Here is a 16,196-nt window from a genome sequence, read left to right as displayed (position 1 = left end):
GCGGATCATTTCAGAGATTTCGGAAGGCCCCGGGCGCAGCTCGCGTCCGGGGCCGTTGTCGTTGCGCATCAGTTCAACGCCGTCTCCGACGCCGCGATCCACGCGACCACGGCCTCGGAGAAGCCGTTGACGCGGGTCCAGGCGCCGTGACCGACACCGTGCTGATACGAGGCCACGTTGACCATGGTGCCGCGCGCCTTCGGCTCGGGCACCTGGTCGTGGCTCTGCTCGTCGGTGAAGACGATCAGGCGATCGCCTTTGCGATCGATCTCAGTCACGGCCTTGCCGAGATAGGTTCCGCCATGCGGCTGCGAGTTGATGATCGCATCCCTCAGCGCGAAGCCGCGGCGGGGCGGGACCTTCACGACTTCATTGCTGAAGGTGAAGATCTCGACCTCGTCGCAGATCTCGCGCGCGAGAATGGCAAGGCCACACGCCGCCTCCGCGCGCGTCATTTCAGACTGCGCGGAGAGGGTCGCGAACATCGAGCCCGACACGTCGATCAGGAGCCGGGTGCGGCCGGGAAGCCGCACATGGTCCTTGACCGACTTGAGCATCGCAGCCTCGAGCTCGGGCTCGAAGTCCGGCGCATAGCGCGCCGCCGTGATGAAGCGGTAGGGAAGGATACGATCCGTCCGCATTGCCTCGATCGCGCCTGCGATGGTCTCGCGCGGGACCTGCGCAGCCTGCATCAGGCGCAGATTGCGCAGCAGCGCCAGGCCGCCGAGCTTTCGCTCGGCAATCAGCCGCTCGAAGGTCTCGCGCTTGTTCTTGCCGGCCGAGAGCGAAACCTCCCAGGTGTCGGGGGAGGCGAGCTCGCCATCGACGAGCTGCTTCCACACCTTCGCCTGCTCGGCGTTTTTCGGCTTGGCGTGCACAAGGAACAAGACGTCCCTGATCCGCACCGCGCCGTCGCGGTCCCACTTCGCGAGCTGATAGGCGTCGAACTTGGTCAGCGCGCGGGCAAGACCCTTCTTCACCTGTGCCGAGACCGGCTGGCGCTTGCGCTGCTGCATCGGCCCCAGCGCATCCGCCCAGTAGATCGCGAGCAGCTCCGTCATCTCGTCGGGGCGCTGGATTACCTGAGCGAGCGTGTCAGCGACGAGGGCGCGGTGCTTCTCGTTCCGGGCCATCTCGCGGATGACGAGCAGCGGTGCGTGCCGCAGCTTCATTACCTCGCGGGCTTCGATCGCGAGCTGCGCAACGCGCTTCGGCGCGACCTTGGGCACGAGGGCCTTGATGCGGTCGGCGATCGCAATGCCGTCCTCATAGAACTGGTCCTCCCACAGGAGGCAGTTCATCAGCGCGCGCTTCAGCTCCATCTCAGGGGTGAAGCGGATGGCGCGGGCACCCTCACGCGTGAAGGCGCGAACGATCTTGTTGAGCCTGACCATGACGGCCTCCTCTGTGGTGATTGGGGGAATGGAAACGGTGCCGGGGAACAGGCGAGGCTGTACTGCCCACGAGGGGCTCCACATGCTCTACCGCTGAGCTACGGACTTTCGTCCGGAAGGAGTCGAACCTTCGACAGTGTGATCACGAAGTAACAGCACTCTTCACCACCGGCGGTGGCTAAAGGGGACACGATCCGGGAACGGGCGATTGCTGTACCCGGCGAGCCGAAGCTTGCCGGAAAGCGCTCTATCCTCTGAGCTACCGGTGCATGGAACACCGGGCGGGATTCGAACCCGCGACCTCTCGCGTTGCAGGCGAAGTAACAGAAATCTTCACCACGGATCGTGATGGGTTGGCGGGGAACGGTCGATGCTGTTGCTGCCCTTGCGGGCGATCCGCCTTTCGGCGCGCAGGAGTCGAACCTGCTCGGCGCTTTCGCGCCTTTACCATGAAGTAACAGAGACCTTCACCACCGCCGGGCCGATGCTTTCGCACCGGCCGTTGAGGGATACGCTGGGGAACGGGCGATATCGGCTTCAGTGACGACAACGCAGGACCGTCCTTGCGGATGGACCTGCGCCGGGCCGCGTGCGTACCTTTTCCGAGGCCGCATCCCGGTGCGTGGGTCAAAGGCGGGAGGCATACCCGCTTTGCCGTGTGGGGAAGTATCCGACATCTTCACCACCAGCGTCGGTTGATCTTAAGAAAATTCTATCGCGGCGCTGTCGACGCGCCGCATGTTGCGAACCCTTCGGGTTCGCTCTGCCATCGGTGTCCGGCTCATCGCCTCGTTCCCTCCGGCAGGCCCCGCGCGCTTGGGCACGCGCCTTCTCAGCGCGAGCCCCGGGATCCGGGTCTCCCGTTCCGGCCGATGCCGGGTTGTTCTGTAGGGCCGCGCGGCGGGCAACAAAAAACCCTCCGGAGCGGCAGGCTCGGGAGGGTCCGTGAGAAGCGGACTGTCGATCTTTGCGGTCAGGCAAGATCGCTCCCATGAGCCGGGCATGCGCAATCGAATAGCTTGGGGCTATTCGGCATGCGGACAATTCTTTCGTAGCGGTGCGACATCGCTAGGTTCATGGTGTCTGTCGCAAACGGAAGTGCTTGCGAGGGCGCGGGACATACGCCCGCAACTTGCGGATGTCAAGTGAGACGCGCGCGGAAACTGAAATTGACGGACGCATGACTTGCAAAAACTATTTGGGGCTCGACGGATTTCGCTTTGGCTGGGTCGCAGCGTGGATCGATGAGCGCGGCGATCAAGGCTTCGATTATTCGCCTGGCTTGACGCGTCTGCTCGCAATGCCGCACGCCCGCGCGATGATCGACATGCCGATCGGACTAAACGCGAGCGGCTACCGCGCCTGTGATTTGCGCGCACGCGAGCTGATCGGCCCTGCCGTGTTTCTCGGCGCACGCCGCGACCTCTGGAGATTTCCTGACATGGCGGCGGCCAATCGCCATTACTGGACGCACGAAGGCGAGGGCAGGGGCGTATCGGCGCAACTCTGGAATATCAGGGACAAGATGAGGCAGGTCGACGAGGCCATGACGCCGGCGCGGCAGGCGACGATCGGCGAAGCGCATCCGGAATTGATCTTCTGGAATCTGGCAGGGCGCGTGCGGCTCGAACCGAAGACCTCGCCGCGCGGGCGAGAGCAGCGTATCGCGCTTTTGAGAGACCGCGGCTTCACTGCGGTCGAGAGATGGCTCACGCTGCGCCACGGCACAGGGATCGGCCGCGATGATCTCATCGACGCCTGCGCCTGCGCCGTCGCAGCGCGCGACAGCACGCAATCCGTTGGTGACGGCACGGCCGATACGCGCGGACTACGGATGGAGATCAACTTCTGAAGGCGATCAGCCTTGCCGCTCGCCTTTACCTTCCAGCTGGCGGCGACTCTTGCGGCTTGGCGTCGAGCGGACGTCTTCGTCCAGTCTTGTTGCTCGCGCTTCGTACTCGTCGGCCATCGCCCGCAACCGCTGCGCGGCTTTGCTGTGCGTGAGATCGTTCGCGACGCGGCGACAGCGTTCGGCGTGGTCGAGCAGGGCGCGTTTCTCGATGTTCATCGAGCGACAACGCGCGAGGCGGCCATTGGTCCCGTTGGGAGCCGCCGGAACAGAGCGATGCCGTCGCAGCGAGATCGGGAAAAAATAGCAATATTTTGTTGCCGCCTGGAACGTGGCGCCTGAGCCGACGTTCTACGCCCGAGGCTGTCGAGGGATATTAAATACCATGTACGACGTGTGCCAATTGGCGACCGCGATGCTCGCGATTGCCTTTACGGCCCTGCTGCTGATCACGGGTCAACGGTTCATCGAGTCTCGGCTGCAGTATGAAGCAATGCCCCCGTTCGTGGCGATGGCGACACTGCCGCCTTAGCACAGCCGGAAGTGACTTGCGCGGTGCGGTATCTTGCCTAGATTGAGCACGCCTCAGTCCATGCACCCAAGGTCCCGATGTCCGATCTGACCGCCACTCCTGTCCCCAACTGGGACCGTCTGTCAGTCTTTCCGATCACCCGGCGCTGGCCAGCCAAGCACCCGGAATTACTCCAGCTCTATTCCTTGCCGACGCCGAACGGCGTCAAGGTTTCGATCATGCTGGAGGAGATCGGGCTTCCGTACGAACCGCATCTCGTCGACTTCGGCAAGGACGACCAGAAGACGCCGGAGTTTCTCTCGCTCAATCCCAACGGCAAGATTCCGGCAATCCTCGATCCCAACGGCCCCCGCGACAGGAAGCCATTGGCGCTGTTTGAGTCCGGGGCGATCCTGCAATATCTCGCGGAGAAGACCGGCAAGCTGCTGCCACAGGATGCCGCGCGGCGTTATCAGACGCTGCAATGGTTGCACTTCCAGATGGGCGGCGTCGGGCCGATGTTCGGCCAGGTCGGCTTCTTCCACAAATTCGCCGGCAAGGACTACGAGGACAAGCGGCCGCTCGAACGCTACGTCAACGAGTCCAGGCGCCTGCTCGGCGTGATGGATGCGCATCTCGCCGGCCGGCAATGGTTCATGGACGAGGACTACACCATCGCCGACATCTCCATGCTCGGCTGGGTGCGCAATCTCATCGGCTTCTACGGCGCCGGCGATCTTGTCGGGTTCACCCAGTTCAAGTCGGTCGGCGCCTGGCTCGAGCGCGGGCTTGCGCGCCCGGCGGTGCAGCGCGGATTGACCATTCCGCAGCGGCCGTAAGCCATCCCTAGAACAGCCGTCCGCCGTTCGGCACCGGCTTGCTCGGCTGCACCAGCACGACCTTGCCGTCGGCATCGGGAAAGCCGAGCGTCAGCACTTCGGAGACGGCCGGGCCGATCTGGCGCGGCGGGAAATTGACGACGGCCGCGACCTGTTGGCCCACGAGACTTTCGAGCGGGTGGTTTTCGGTGATCTGGGCCGAGCTCTTGCGCACGCCGATGGCGGGGCCGAAATCGATCCACAGCCGCCAGGCCGGCTTGCGCGCCTCCGGAAACGGTTTGGCGTCGACGATGGTGCCGACCCGGACATCGACCGCGAGGAAAGTGTCGAAGTCGATGGTCGGTGCGGCCGCCGCTGCGGGATCGTGGGTGACGTGCATGGGATGTCCGTTCGGTGGGGTGACGCGTCTCGCGACATTGTCGCGCGACGCGGAGTTTCGTACAACGCCACGCACATCACCGCTACGCCATGCGCGAGGACCGTCTTGCCCACCATCATCTACGGCATCAAGAACTGCGACACCATGAAGAAGGCCCGCGCCTGGCTCGATGGCCATGGCGTGGCTTACGCGTTTCACGACTACAAGGCGGCGGGTGTCGAGAAGGACAGGCTGAAGCAGTGGAGCGACAAGGTCGGTTGGGAGACCCTGCTCAATCGCGCCGGGACGACCTTCAAGAAGCTGCCCGACTCCGACAAGGAAGGCCTCACCGAGAAGAAGGCGCTGGCCTTGATGCTAGCGCAACCATCGATGATCAAGCGGCCGGTGCTCGAAATCGGCGGCAAGCTGTTGGTCGGCTTCAAGCCGGATATCTATGCCAAGGAGGTCGGCGGCAAAGCGCGCTGACGGCTAGTTCAGCTCAATGATCTCGTTGGAGATGGCGGGGCCCGGCTGGTCCGAGAACTCGACCGGGTCGGCGGGTGCGATGCGGCCGGGGGCGCGATGAAACAGCTCGCGATCGATCACGGCCCGCAGCTTCGGGCGCGGCAGCGCGTCATTTCCGCGCATCAGATTCTTGATCTCGAAGCCGCCGTCCTCGCAGAAGGTCTTTACTGACGCGATGACGTGGCTGACCTTGCCGTCGGTCAGGAACGGCAGCAGCAGCCGCTCATACGCGACGATGCGGCCATAGGTGTCGTCGACGTGGGCAACGCTGTAGACCGGAAGGCCGCGCGCGACGCATTCATGATAGATCGGCACCACGTGCGGTGCGAGCCGCGGCCCGACGTAATCATCGAGCGAAACGCCCTTGCCGGTATGCCCATAGGCGCGCGAGATGCGCGTGCCCTCGCTCTGGATGACCAGACGCGGCGTCGGCGTCGAAAGCTCCACCGTATAATAGATGAGATCCGACAGCTCCTCCTCGAGCCGCGCGGGCTGATACTCCCAGATCGCCGGAGCGATCTGCTGGCGCGCATAAAGTCGCAGCCACGTGTTGAGGAGATCACGCTGCCGGATCGACTTGACGACGGAGGGAGCCGCGCTTGCAAAATCCAAGACAATATTCTCCGCGCGTGAAAACCCCGGGATGATCGGGCTTGCGGGAAAATTTTCGATGAAGGCTGGCGCGGGAGACGAAAGACCGTTAACGACAGCTTGATGGCCGGTGCCTTGCGAACCGGAAAGGCCGGGCAGGCACGACATCGACCTCTGCGACTAAGGGAGCATTTGGACCCCGGCCGGAGGCCTGACCTGCTCAGCTTTCCGCCTTGCCTAACCCCCGTCACCTCCGGCATATTCCGCGCCCGGAGGCGGCGCCCCGGTGGGCTGCAAGTCCTCCGGACAGCCGAAGCAACAAGGACAGCCACGCGCCGCGCGGGCAGGGGGAAAACTGTTTGGCCGATGAGTTCATTCTCGAAACGGAAGGCTTGACCAAGGAGTTCGCGGGCTTCTTCGCCGTCCGCGACGTTGCGCTCAAGGTTCGCCGTGGGAGCATTCATGCGTTGATCGGCCCGAACGGGGCCGGCAAGACGACCTGCTTCAATCTCCTGACCAAGTTCCTCAAGCCATCGGCCGGGAAAATCCTGTACAAGGGGCAGGACATCACCGCGATGGCGCCGGCGGATGTGGCCCGCATGGGGCTGGTCCGTTCGTTCCAGATTTCGGCGGTGTTTCCCCATCTCACTGCGCTCGAGAACGTCCGTGTCGCGCTGCAGCGCCAGCATGGCTCCTCGTTCGATTTCTGGCGCTCCAAGACCGTGCTCAACCGCTTCAACGATCGCGCCCGCGAGCTTTTGAGCGACGTCGGCCTCAGCGAGTTCGCCAACACGCCCGCGGTCGAGATGCCCTATGGGCGCAAGCGCGCGCTCGAGATCGCGACCACGCTGGCGCTCGACCCGGAGATGATGCTGCTCGACGAGCCGATGGCCGGCATGGGCCACGAGGACATCGACAAGATCGCGGCGCTGATCAAGCGTATCTCCGCGAAATACACCATCCTGATGGTCGAGCATAACTTAAGCGTCGTGGCCAACCTCTCCGACATCATCACCGTGCTGACGCGCGGGCAGGTGCTCGCGCAGGGCCATTACTCCGAGCTCACCAAGGACGAGCGCGTCAAGGAAGCTTACCTGGGAGCCGGTCATGCCTGATCCAGCGATCGCCGAGGCTCCGGCCAGGGCTGCGACCGGCGGGAACATCCTGCAAGTCCGCAACTTGGAAGCCTGGTACGGCGAGTCCCACATCCTGCACGGGATCAACTTCGACGTGAACGCGGGCGAGGTCGTCACCCTGCTCGGGCGCAACGGCGCCGGCAAGACGACGACGCTGAAGTCGATCATGGGCATCATCGGCAAGCGCACCGGCTCGGTGAAGTTCAACAACCAGGAGATCATCCGCGCGACCTCCGACAGAATCGCGCGCATGGGCGTCGCCTTCTGTCCGGAAGAGCGGGGCATATTCTCCAGCCTCGACGTCCGCGAGAATTTGATGCTGCCGCCGGTTGTCCGCGAAGGCGGTTTGCCGCTCGACCAGATCTTCGAGCTGTTCCCGAACCTGAAGGAGCGGCTGAACAGCCAGGGCACCAAGCTGTCGGGCGGCGAGCAGCAGATGCTGGCGATCGCGCGCATCCTGCGCACCGGTGCGAGCTTCCTGATGCTGGACGAGCCGACCGAGGGTCTTGCACCCGTCATCATCCAGCAGATCGGCCATACCATTACGCGGCTCAAGAAGGAGGGCTTCACCATCCTCCTGGTCGAGCAGAACTTCCGCTTCGCCTCCACCGTCGCCGACCGCTACTACGTGGTCGAGCACGGCAAGATCATTGACGGGTTTTCCAATTCGGAGCTTGCCGCCAACATGGACAAGCTCCACACCTATCTCGGCGTCTGAGCGCCGGGTGGGCGAATTTTACTGATGAGCATAACGAGAGAGTATTGGGAGCGATCATGAGACGGATCATTTCGACGATGTTGCTCGGCACCGCCATCGCACTGGCGGGTGCGAGCGCGGCGATGGCGCAAGACAAGACCATCAAGATCGGCGTGCTCACCGACAATTCCGGCCTCTATGCCGATCTCGGCGGGCCGGGCTCGACATTGGCAGCGCAGATGGCCATCGAGGATTCCGGCCTGACCGCGAAGGGGTGGAAGGTCGACCTGGTTTCGGCCGACCACCAGAACAAGCCGGATATCGGGACTGCGATTGCGCGGCAATGGATCGATGTCGAGAAGGTCGACGTCTTCATGGACGTGCTGAACTCGGGCGTGGCGCTCGCGGTCAACAATGTCGTCAAGGAGAAGAATTCGATTCTGATCGACACGGGCGCGGCGACGTCCGACCTGACCAATGCGCAGTGTTCGCCGAACACGATCCACTGGGTCTACGACACCTACATGCTGGCCAACAGCACGGGACAGGCGCTGGTGAAGGCCGGCGGCGACACCTGGTACTTTCTGACCGCGGACTACGCCTTTGGCCACGCGCTCGAGCGTGACACCACCGCCGTGGTCCTGAAATCGGGCGGCAAGGTGATCGGCACGGTCAAGCATCCGCTCAACACGGCGGATTTCTCCTCCTTCCTGCTCCAGGCGCAAGCGTCGAAGGCCAAGATCGTGGGCATGGCGAATGCCGGCGGCGACACCACCAACACGATCAAGCAGGCGGCGGAGTTCGGCATCGTCTCGGGCGGCCAGAAGCTCGCGGGTCTGCTGCTGTTCATCACCGACGTCCATGCGCTCGGATTGAAGGTCGCCCAGGGGCTGAACTTCACCGAGACCTTCTACTGGGACCTGAATGACGGCACGCGCGCCTTTTCCAAGCGCTTTTCCGAGCGCATGAAGAACAAGGCGATGCCTTCGATGGTGCAGGCCGGCGTCTATTCGGGCCTGCTGCACTATTTCAAGGCGCTGGAGGCGATGGGCGGCAACCCGCATGACGGGGCCAAGGTGGTCGCCAAGATGAAGGAGATGCCGACCGACGATGCGCTGTTCGGCAAGGGAACGATCCGCGCCGACGGCCGCAAGCTGCATCCGGCCTATCTGTTCGAGGTCAAGAAGCCCGAGGAATCCAAGGGGCCCTGGGACTATTACAAGCTGATCGGCACGACGGCCGCGGATCAGGCGTTCCGACCGCTGTCCGAGAGCGTCTGTCCGCTCGTGAAGAAGTAAGTGTGACGATGCGAGCCGGCGCAACGGCGCCGGCTTGCTTTTGGGGAACGACGAGAAGGGACCGGGTGCGGGATCGATGCAGGCTCTTTACGCTCAGCTACTGGTGGGACTGATCAACGGCTCGTTCTACGCGCTGCTCAGTCTCGGGCTTGCCGTCATCTTCGGCATGCTCAACATCATCAATTTCGCCCATGGCGCGCTCTACATGATGGGCGCCTTCGTCGCCTATTTCCTGTTGAACCTCGGCGGCATCAACTATTGGTGGGCGCTGCTGCTGGCGCCGATCATCGTCGGCATCTTCGGCATGATCCTGGAACGGACCATGCTGCAATGGCTGACCGGGCTCGATCATCTCTACGGCCTGCTCCTGACCTTCGGCATCGCGCTGATCGTGCAGGGCGTGTTCCAGAACTATTTCGGCTCCTCGGGTCTGCCTTATGCCATTCCCGACCAGCTCAGGGGCGGCATGAATCTCGGCTTCATGTTCCTGCCGATCTACCGCGGCTGGGTCGTCGTGTTCTCGCTGGCGGTGTGCCTTGCGACCTGGTTTTTGATCGAGAAGACGCAGCTCGGCGCCTACCTGCGCGCCGCCACCGAAAATCCGACGCTGGTGCGTGCCTTCGGCATCAACGTGCCGCGCATGATCACGCTCACTTACGGTCTCGGCGTCGGCCTTGCCGCGCTCGCCGGCGTGCTGTCGGCGCCGATCAACCAGGTGCGGCCGCTGATGGGCGCCGACCTCATCATCGTCGTGTTCGCGGTGGTGGTGATCGGCGGCATGGGCTCGATCATGGGCTCCATCATCACCGGCTTTGCGCTCGGCGTGATCGAGGGCCTGACCAAGTATTTCTACCCCGAGGCGTCCAACACCGTCGTGTTCGTGCTGATGGTGCTGGTGCTGCTGGTGAAGCCGACGGGATTGACGGGAAGGGCGGCCTGAGATGACAACCCTGACGGACGACACGCTTCCTGTGACCCCGCGTGCCATGCGCGACGAGATGATTGTATTCGCAGTGATGGCGCTGCTGCTCGCAGCGGTGCCGTTCACGGGCGTCTACCCCTTCTTCGTAATGCAGGCGCTGTGCTTTGCGCTGCTCGCCTGCGCCTTCAATCTGCTGGTCGGCTATGGCGGCTTGCTGTCGTTCGGCCACGCGATGTTCTTAGGCACGGCCGGCTATTGCAGCGCGCATGCGCTGAAGGTCTGGGCACTGCCGCCCGAGCTCGGCATTCTCGTCGGCGTCGCCGCGGCGTTCGTGCTGTCGATCGTCACCGGCTACATCTCGATCCGCCGCCAGGGCATCTATTTCTCGATGATCACGCTGGCGCTGTCGCAGCTCCTGTACTTCATCTATCTCCAGGCCCCGTTCACCCATGGTGAGGACGGCATCCAGGGCATCCCGCAGGGACGCATGTTCGGCGTGCTCGATCTGTCCAAGCCGACGGTGCTGTATTATGTCGTGCTGGTCGGCTTCCTCGCCGGCTTCCTCCTGATCTTCCGCATCATCAACTCGCCGTTCGGCGAGGTGCTGAAGTCGATCCGCGAGAACGAGCAGCGCGCGATCTCGCTCGGCTACCGCACCGACCAATACAAGTTCCTGGCCTTCGTGCTGTCGGGGACGCTCGCCGGCTTTGCCGGTGCGCTGAAGGTATTCGTGGCGCAAAACGCCTCGCTCACCGACGTGCACTGGACGATGTCGGGCGAGGTCGTGCTGATGACGCTGGTCGGCGGGCTCGGCACCGTTTTCGGTCCCGTGGTCGGCGCCTTCGTGATCATCGCCATGCAGCAATATCTGGCGGGCTTCGGCCAATGGGTGACGGTGATCCAGGGCGCGATCTTCGTGGTCTGCGTGCTCACCTTCCGCCGCGGCGTCGTCGGCGAAATCGCGCATTACTTCCGTCGCTCGCTCTAAGTGACTGATATTGCATCAATTTCATTGATGCATGAAAGCGGTGGATGACCGGGGTCCGCGGGCGTGAGGCGACACGCGCGCGGATCGAAAATGGTCTATGACAGTTTTATGACAGCCCTCACGGGCCTGACCATTTTCCAACCGGTAGCCTACCCCCATGATGCGATGGTTTCGTGCGTTCCTGCCCAGGGAAGAGCGGTTCTTCGACCTGTTCGACCGGCATGCCCAGACCGTGATCCAGGGCGCGCTCGCGCTCCAGGGCATGCTCAACGGGGGCGAGGAGACGCCGGTCTATTGCCAGCGCGTCAACCAGTTCGAGAACGACGCCGACAACGTCACCCGCGAGGTGCTGACGGCGGTACGCCGCACCTTCATCACCCCGTTCGACCGCGGCGACATCAAGAACCTGATCACGTCGCTGGACGATGCCATCGACCAGATGCAGCAGACGGCCAAGGCCGTGATGCTGTTCGAGGTGCGCAGCTTCGAGCCGCCGATGCGCGAGATCGGCGGACTCTTGATCGAATGCGCCAATCTGGTCGGCCGTGCGCTGCCGCTGATGCAGGAGATCGGCAAGAACGTCGCCATGCTGACCGCGATCACCGAGGAGCTTGGCAAGCTCGAGGGCCGGGTCGACGATCTCCACGATATCGGCCTGAAGGAGCTGTTCCTCAAGCATCGCGACGGCAATGCGATGGATTTCATCGTCGGGGTCGAGATCTACGACCATCTCGAGAAGGTGGCCGACCGTTTCGATGACGTTGCGAACGAAATCAACAGCATCGTCATTGAGCAAGTTTAGCGCATGATCCGGAAAAGTGTGCAGCGGTTTTCCTTCGCGACAAACGCGGAACGCGTTTGCGCGGCGATCATGCGCAAAGCGTAGGGGCCTCGCCGTGGATGCCGCATTGGGTCTTCCCGTCCTGGTCGGCTTGATCGCTGTCGCGCTGCTGTTCGATTTCCTGAACGGCCTGCACGACGCCGCCAATTCGATCGCGACCATCGTCTCCACCCGCGTGCTGCGGCCGCAATTCGCGGTGTTCTGGGCCGCGTTCTTCAATTTCATCGCCTTCCTGGTGTTCGGGCTGCACGTCGCCCAGACCATCGGCACCGGTATCATCGATCCCGCGGTCGTCGACGCCCAGGTGATCTTCGCAGCCCTCGTCGGCGCCATCGTCTGGAACCTCGTGACCTGGGCGCTCGGCATTCCATCGTCGTCGTCGCACGCGCTGATCGGCGGGCTCGTCGGCGGCGGCTTGGCCAAGGCCGGTATTTCGGCCACGGTGTGGAGCGGCCTGTCCAAGACAGTGCTGGCGATCGTGCTGTCGCCGCTGGTTGGCTTCCTGCTCGCAATGGCGCTGGTTGCGATCGTGTCCTGGGCCTCGGTGCGCTCGACGCCGTTCGCGGTCGACCGCGCCTTCCGCATCCTGCAATTCGTCTCCGCGTCGCTCTATTCGCTCGGCCATGGCGGCAACGACGCGCAGAAAACCATGGGCATCATCGCGGTGTTGCTCTATTCGCAGGGCCATCTCGGCAGCGAGTTCTCGGTGCCGTTCTGGGTGGTGCTGTCCTGCCAGGCGGCGATGGCGCTGGGTACGCTGATGGGCGGCTGGCGCATCGTCCGCACCATGGGCCTGCGGATCACGAAATTGACCCCGATGCAGGGCTTTTGCGCCGAGACGGGAGGCGCGGTGACCCTGTTCATGGCGACCTATCTCGGGGTTCCCGTCTCGACCACCCACACCATCACCGGCGCTATCGTCGGCGTCGGTGCCGCCCGCCGCGTCTCGGCCGTGCGCTGGAACGTCGCCAGCTCGATCGTCTATGCCTGGGTGATCACGATCCCGGCGTCAGCCATCGTGGCCGCGCTGACCTGGTGGGTGGTCCAGCTCGTCAATTGACGAGCTTCAGTCCGATGATGCCGGCGACGATCAGGCCGATGCTGGCGAGGCGGAAGGCCGTCGCCGGCTCGCCGAACAGGATGATGCCGAGCGTCGCGGTGCCGACCGCGCCGATGCCGGTCCAGACCGCATAGGCGGTTCCCACGGGCAGGGATTTGAGCGCAAATCCGAGCAGGATGACGCTGCCGGCCATGGCCGCGAGCGTGACCGCGGACGGAACAAGCCTGGTAAAACCCTCGGTGTATTTCAGGCCGATCGCCCAGGTGATCTCGAGAAGACCGGCGACGAACAGGATGCTCCAGGCCATGACGACCCCCCCATTCAAGGCAGGGTCGTCCCCGCGGCTGAGGTGCTGATGGGCAGGGGAGGCCGTCCTCCCCCAAGTCTGATTTATCCAAGTCTGATATATCCAAGTCTGATATATCCAGGACTGATATATCCAAGCGCCGATATGGGGCTGGCCGGAAGTCTCCGCAATCACCAAATGAGGCTTGATCAGGCCCGTTTTCCCTGCCACACGCTCCCGCCATGTCCGACATCGCCACCACCACAGCCGAATCGCCGGCCCGTTCCCCGCTTGCCGCCGAGGTGGCGCGGCGGCGGACCTTCGCGATCATCTCCCACCCCGACGCCGGCAAGACCACGCTGACCGAAAAGCTGCTGCTGTTCGGCGGCGCCATCAACCTCGCCGGCCAGGTCAAGGCCAAGGGCGAGCGTCGCAACACCCGATCTGACTGGATGAAGATCGAGCGCGAACGCGGCATCTCGGTGGTGACCTCGGTGATGACCTTCGAGTTCGAGGGCCTCGTCTTCAACCTCTTGGACACGCCGGGCCACGAGGACTTTTCGGAAGACACCTATCGCACGCTGACGGCGGTCGATTCCGCCGTGATGGTGATCGACGCGGCCAAGGGTATCGAGGCGCGCACCCGAAAGTTGTTCGAGGTGTGCCGCCTGCGCGACATCCCGATCATCACCTTCATCAACAAGATGGACCGCGAGAGCCGCGACGTGTTCGAGCTGCTCGACGAAATCGAGAAGACGCTGGCGCTCGACACCACGCCGATGACCTGGCCGGTCGGCCGCGGCCGCGACTTCCTCGGCACCTATGACGTCGTCGATGGCGGCGTGCGCCTGCTCGAAGGCGGCGGCGCCAAGACCGGCGCGGCGCAACAGATCGCGATCGAGGAGCTCGCCAAACTCAACGCCAATCTCGACGTCTCCGCCGTGAAGGACGAGCTCGAGCTCGTCACCGAGGCGTCGAAGCCGTTCGAGCTGGACGCGTTTCGCGAAGGCCATCTGACGCCGGTCTATTTCGGCAGCGCGCTGCGCAATTTCGGCGTCGGCGACCTCCTGGAGGGTCTCGGCAAGTTCGCGCCCGAGCCGCGCGCGCAGGACAGCGACCAGCGCAAGGTCGAGGCCACCGATCCCAGGATGAGCGCCTTCGTGTTCAAGATCCAGGCCAACATGGATCCCAACCACCGCGACCGCATCGCGTTTGCGCGCCTGTGCTCGGGCAAGCTCAGCCGCGGCATGAAAGCCAAGCTCGTGCGCACCGGCAAGAGCATGCCGCTGTCGAGCCCGCAATTCTTCTTCGCGCAGGACCGCTCGGTCGCGGACGAAGCCTTCGCCGGCGACGTCGTCGGCATTCCCAACCACGGCACGCTGCGCATCGGCGACACGCTGACGGAAGGGGAGGATTTCAACTTCGTCGGCGTGCCGAGCTTTGCGCCGGAAATCGTCCGCCGCGTCCGCCTCACCGACGCGATGAAGGCGAAGAAGCTGAAGGAAGCGCTGCAGCAGATGTCGGAAGAGGGCGTGGTGCAGGTGTTCCGCCCCCGCGACGGCGCCCCGGCGCTGGTCGGCGTGGTCGGCGCGCTGCAGCTCGATGTGCTCAAGGCGCGGCTCGAGGCGGAATACTCGCTGCCGGTCGAGTTCGAGGTCAGCGAGTTCCAGCTGGCGCGCTGGGTCTCCTCGGAGGACCGCAAGAAGCTCGACAGCTTCATCGCCGCCAATAATTCGAGCATTGCCGACGATGTCGACGGCGATCCCGTCTATCTCGCCCGGAACGAGTTCTACCTCGGCTACACCCGGGAGCGCGCCGAGGGCATCGAGTTCAGCAACGTCAAGGACGTCAAGAAGAAGGGGTAATGTTTCCCGGACGTTCTCCGTGATGCAGGACGGCAACGCATAGCGAGGTCGACGGTCATGAGGCGGCGCGAATTCATCATGCTCGCTGCAGGCGCGGCGGCATACCCGTGTGGCGCATCCGCGCAAGGTCATGTGCGGCGAATCTGTGCGCTGGCGGGAGGTCGGGCCAGCGATTCGGAGAGCCAGGCGGGCTACCAGAAGCTGAGACAGCGTCTCGGTGAACTCGGTTGGGAGCAGGGACGCAATATCCATATCGAATATCGCTGGTGGGCCGGCGATCCGAATCTGGCGGATACTCTGGCGGCCGAGCTGGTGGAGATGCGGCCGGACGTGCTTCTGGCAATCGGCACTCCGTCCGTGGAAGCCTTGAGGCGACGCGCACCGACCTTGCCGATTGTATTCTCGGTCGTGGCCGATCCAGTGGGTGCCGGTTTCGTTCAAAGCCTGGGCAAGCCGGGCGGAAACATTACAGGCTTCACGACTTTCGAGCCTGAAATGGCCGGCAAGTGGCTGCAATTGCTCAAGCAGGCGGCACCGACGATACGAAGGGTCGCCGCGGTCTTCAATCCGCGAACAGCACCCATGATCTTGATGCCGTCCGTGGAGGCGGCCATTCCGGCGGTCCAGCTCCAGCTCGTTCCGGCACCCGCGCACAATGCCGCCGAGCTCGAACAGGCGATCTCCCGCTTTGCAGAGCAGCCAGACGGCGGGCTGCTGATATTTCCCGACGCATTTCCACTCGTTCACCGTCGATTGATTCTCGACTTGGCGGCCGCGCGCCGTCTGCCGGCAATGTATCCATTTTCCTTCTTCGTCACGGACGGCGGGCTGATGTCCTATGGAGTCTCGGTTTCGCAGCTGGTCGGTCGATCGGCGGACTATGTCGACCGCGTCTTGAGAGGAGCTCGGCCCGCCGATTTGCCAGTCCAGCAGCCGAATGAATTCCAGTTCCTGCTCAATCTCAAGACAGCCAATGCGCTGGGACTGAGTGTACCGCCCACGCTGGTGGCGCAAGCGGATCAGATTGTCGAGTGAA

General features: G+C 63.6%; 18 protein-coding genes. 13 read left to right on the top strand and 5 right to left on the bottom strand.

What is annotated here, in order from left to right; genetic code table 11:
- Positions 1–68: 68 nt before the first annotated feature.
- Complete coding sequence (locus tag P0R31_RS20830; RefSeq protein ID WP_275515948.1) at positions 69–1,394, bottom strand: TROVE domain-containing protein; 1,326 nt, start codon at positions 1,392–1,394, stop codon at positions 69–71.
- 1,180 nt (positions 1,395–2,574) lie between these two features.
- Here P0R31_RS20830 and P0R31_RS20825 point away from each other — a divergent pair.
- Positions 2,575–3,246, top strand: a complete 672-nt coding sequence (locus P0R31_RS20825) for a DUF429 domain-containing protein (RefSeq protein ID WP_275515947.1) — start codon at positions 2,575–2,577, stop codon at positions 3,244–3,246.
- Positions 3,247–3,252: 6 nt separating this feature from the next.
- Here P0R31_RS20825 and P0R31_RS20820 read toward each other — a convergent pair whose 3' ends face one another.
- The gene (locus tag P0R31_RS20820; RefSeq protein ID WP_275515945.1) at positions 3,253–3,462 is read right to left on the bottom strand and encodes a hypothetical protein; all 210 of its coding nucleotides are present in this window, start codon (positions 3,460–3,462) and stop codon (positions 3,253–3,255) included.
- Positions 3,463–3,628: 166 nt separating this feature from the next.
- Here P0R31_RS20820 and P0R31_RS20815 point away from each other — a divergent pair, with 166 nt between their 5' ends.
- A complete protein-coding gene (locus tag P0R31_RS20815; RefSeq protein ID WP_275515944.1) occupies positions 3,629–3,775 on the top strand; it encodes a hypothetical protein in 147 nt (48 codons plus the stop codon).
- A gap of 77 nt (positions 3,776–3,852) precedes the next feature.
- Positions 3,853–4,593 (top strand): glutathione S-transferase family protein, encoded by a 741-nt coding sequence (locus tag P0R31_RS20810; protein ID WP_275515943.1) that lies wholly within the window; start codon positions 3,853–3,855, stop codon positions 4,591–4,593.
- A 7-nt stretch (positions 4,594–4,600) separates the two neighbouring features.
- On the opposite strand, the gene P0R31_RS20805 is transcribed toward P0R31_RS20810, so the two are convergent.
- Positions 4,601–4,972, bottom strand: a complete 372-nt coding sequence (locus tag P0R31_RS20805) for a tRNA-binding protein (RefSeq protein ID WP_275515942.1) — start codon at positions 4,970–4,972, stop codon at positions 4,601–4,603.
- Between the two features lie 105 nt (positions 4,973–5,077).
- Here P0R31_RS20805 and P0R31_RS20800 point away from each other — a divergent pair, with 105 nt between their 5' ends.
- Positions 5,078–5,437: an ArsC family reductase gene (locus tag P0R31_RS20800; protein WP_036000881.1), complete on the top strand. Its 360-nt coding sequence runs from the start codon at positions 5,078–5,080 to the stop codon at positions 5,435–5,437.
- Between the two features lie 3 nt (positions 5,438–5,440).
- On the opposite strand, the gene P0R31_RS20795 is transcribed toward P0R31_RS20800, so the two are convergent.
- Positions 5,441–6,088 (bottom strand): hypothetical protein, encoded by a 648-nt coding sequence (locus tag P0R31_RS20795; RefSeq protein ID WP_275515941.1) that lies wholly within the window; start codon positions 6,086–6,088, stop codon positions 5,441–5,443.
- A gap of 338 nt (positions 6,089–6,426) precedes the next feature.
- On the opposite strand from P0R31_RS20795, the gene P0R31_RS20790 reads away from it, so the two are divergent.
- The 7 genes from P0R31_RS20790 (at position 6,427) to P0R31_RS20760 (ending at position 13,009) form a co-directional block, all read left to right on the top strand.
- Positions 6,427–7,182 carry an ABC transporter ATP-binding protein gene (locus P0R31_RS20790; RefSeq protein WP_157284546.1) on the top strand — a complete coding sequence of 252 codons (756 nt, stop codon included), beginning with the start codon at positions 6,427–6,429 and terminating at the stop codon, positions 7,180–7,182.
- Complete coding sequence (locus P0R31_RS20785) at positions 7,175–7,921, top strand: ABC transporter ATP-binding protein (RefSeq protein WP_275515939.1); 747 nt, start codon at positions 7,175–7,177, stop codon at positions 7,919–7,921. The genes P0R31_RS20790 and P0R31_RS20785 overlap by 8 nt, the downstream gene beginning before the upstream one ends.
- A 56-nt stretch (positions 7,922–7,977) precedes the next feature.
- On the top strand, positions 7,978–9,198 hold the full coding sequence (locus P0R31_RS20780; protein WP_275515938.1) for an ABC transporter substrate-binding protein: 1,221 nt from the start codon (positions 7,978–7,980) through the stop codon (positions 9,196–9,198).
- Positions 9,199–9,274: 76 nt separating this feature from the next.
- A complete protein-coding gene (locus P0R31_RS20775; protein ID WP_036000843.1) occupies positions 9,275–10,138 on the top strand; it encodes a branched-chain amino acid ABC transporter permease in 864 nt (287 codons plus the stop codon).
- A gap of 1 nt (position 10,139) precedes the next feature.
- Positions 10,140–11,108: a branched-chain amino acid ABC transporter permease gene (locus tag P0R31_RS20770; RefSeq protein ID WP_275515936.1), complete on the top strand. Its 969-nt coding sequence runs from the start codon at positions 10,140–10,142 to the stop codon at positions 11,106–11,108.
- A gap of 157 nt (positions 11,109–11,265) precedes the next feature.
- Positions 11,266–11,910: a DUF47 domain-containing protein gene (locus tag P0R31_RS20765; protein WP_275515935.1), complete on the top strand. Its 645-nt coding sequence runs from the start codon at positions 11,266–11,268 to the stop codon at positions 11,908–11,910.
- Positions 11,911–12,004: 94 nt separating this feature from the next.
- On the top strand, positions 12,005–13,009 hold the full coding sequence (locus P0R31_RS20760) for an inorganic phosphate transporter (protein WP_275515934.1): 1,005 nt from the start codon (positions 12,005–12,007) through the stop codon (positions 13,007–13,009).
- Here the strand turns inward: P0R31_RS20760 and sugE are convergent.
- Complete coding sequence (gene sugE / locus P0R31_RS20755; RefSeq protein WP_275515933.1) at positions 13,002–13,316, bottom strand: quaternary ammonium compound efflux SMR transporter SugE; 315 nt, start codon at positions 13,314–13,316, stop codon at positions 13,002–13,004. The genes P0R31_RS20760 and sugE overlap by 8 nt on opposite strands.
- A 221-nt stretch (positions 13,317–13,537) precedes the next feature.
- On the opposite strand from sugE, the gene P0R31_RS20750 reads away from it, so the two are divergent.
- A complete protein-coding gene (locus P0R31_RS20750; protein ID WP_275515932.1) occupies positions 13,538–15,160 on the top strand; it encodes a peptide chain release factor 3 in 1,623 nt (540 codons plus the stop codon).
- A gap of 57 nt (positions 15,161–15,217) precedes the next feature.
- Entirely contained in the window at positions 15,218–16,195 is a 978-nt protein-coding gene (locus tag P0R31_RS20745) for an ABC transporter substrate-binding protein (protein WP_275515930.1), read from the top strand.
- Position 16,196 lies beyond the last annotated feature (1 nt).

Origin of the sequence: Bradyrhizobium yuanmingense (assembly GCF_029167105.1) — a bacterium.
GTDB lineage: Bacteria > Pseudomonadota > Alphaproteobacteria > Rhizobiales > Xanthobacteraceae > Bradyrhizobium > Bradyrhizobium yuanmingense_A.
Note: the sequence above shows the minus strand (reverse complement) of the source record. Positions and strands in the feature narration are given on the sequence as shown.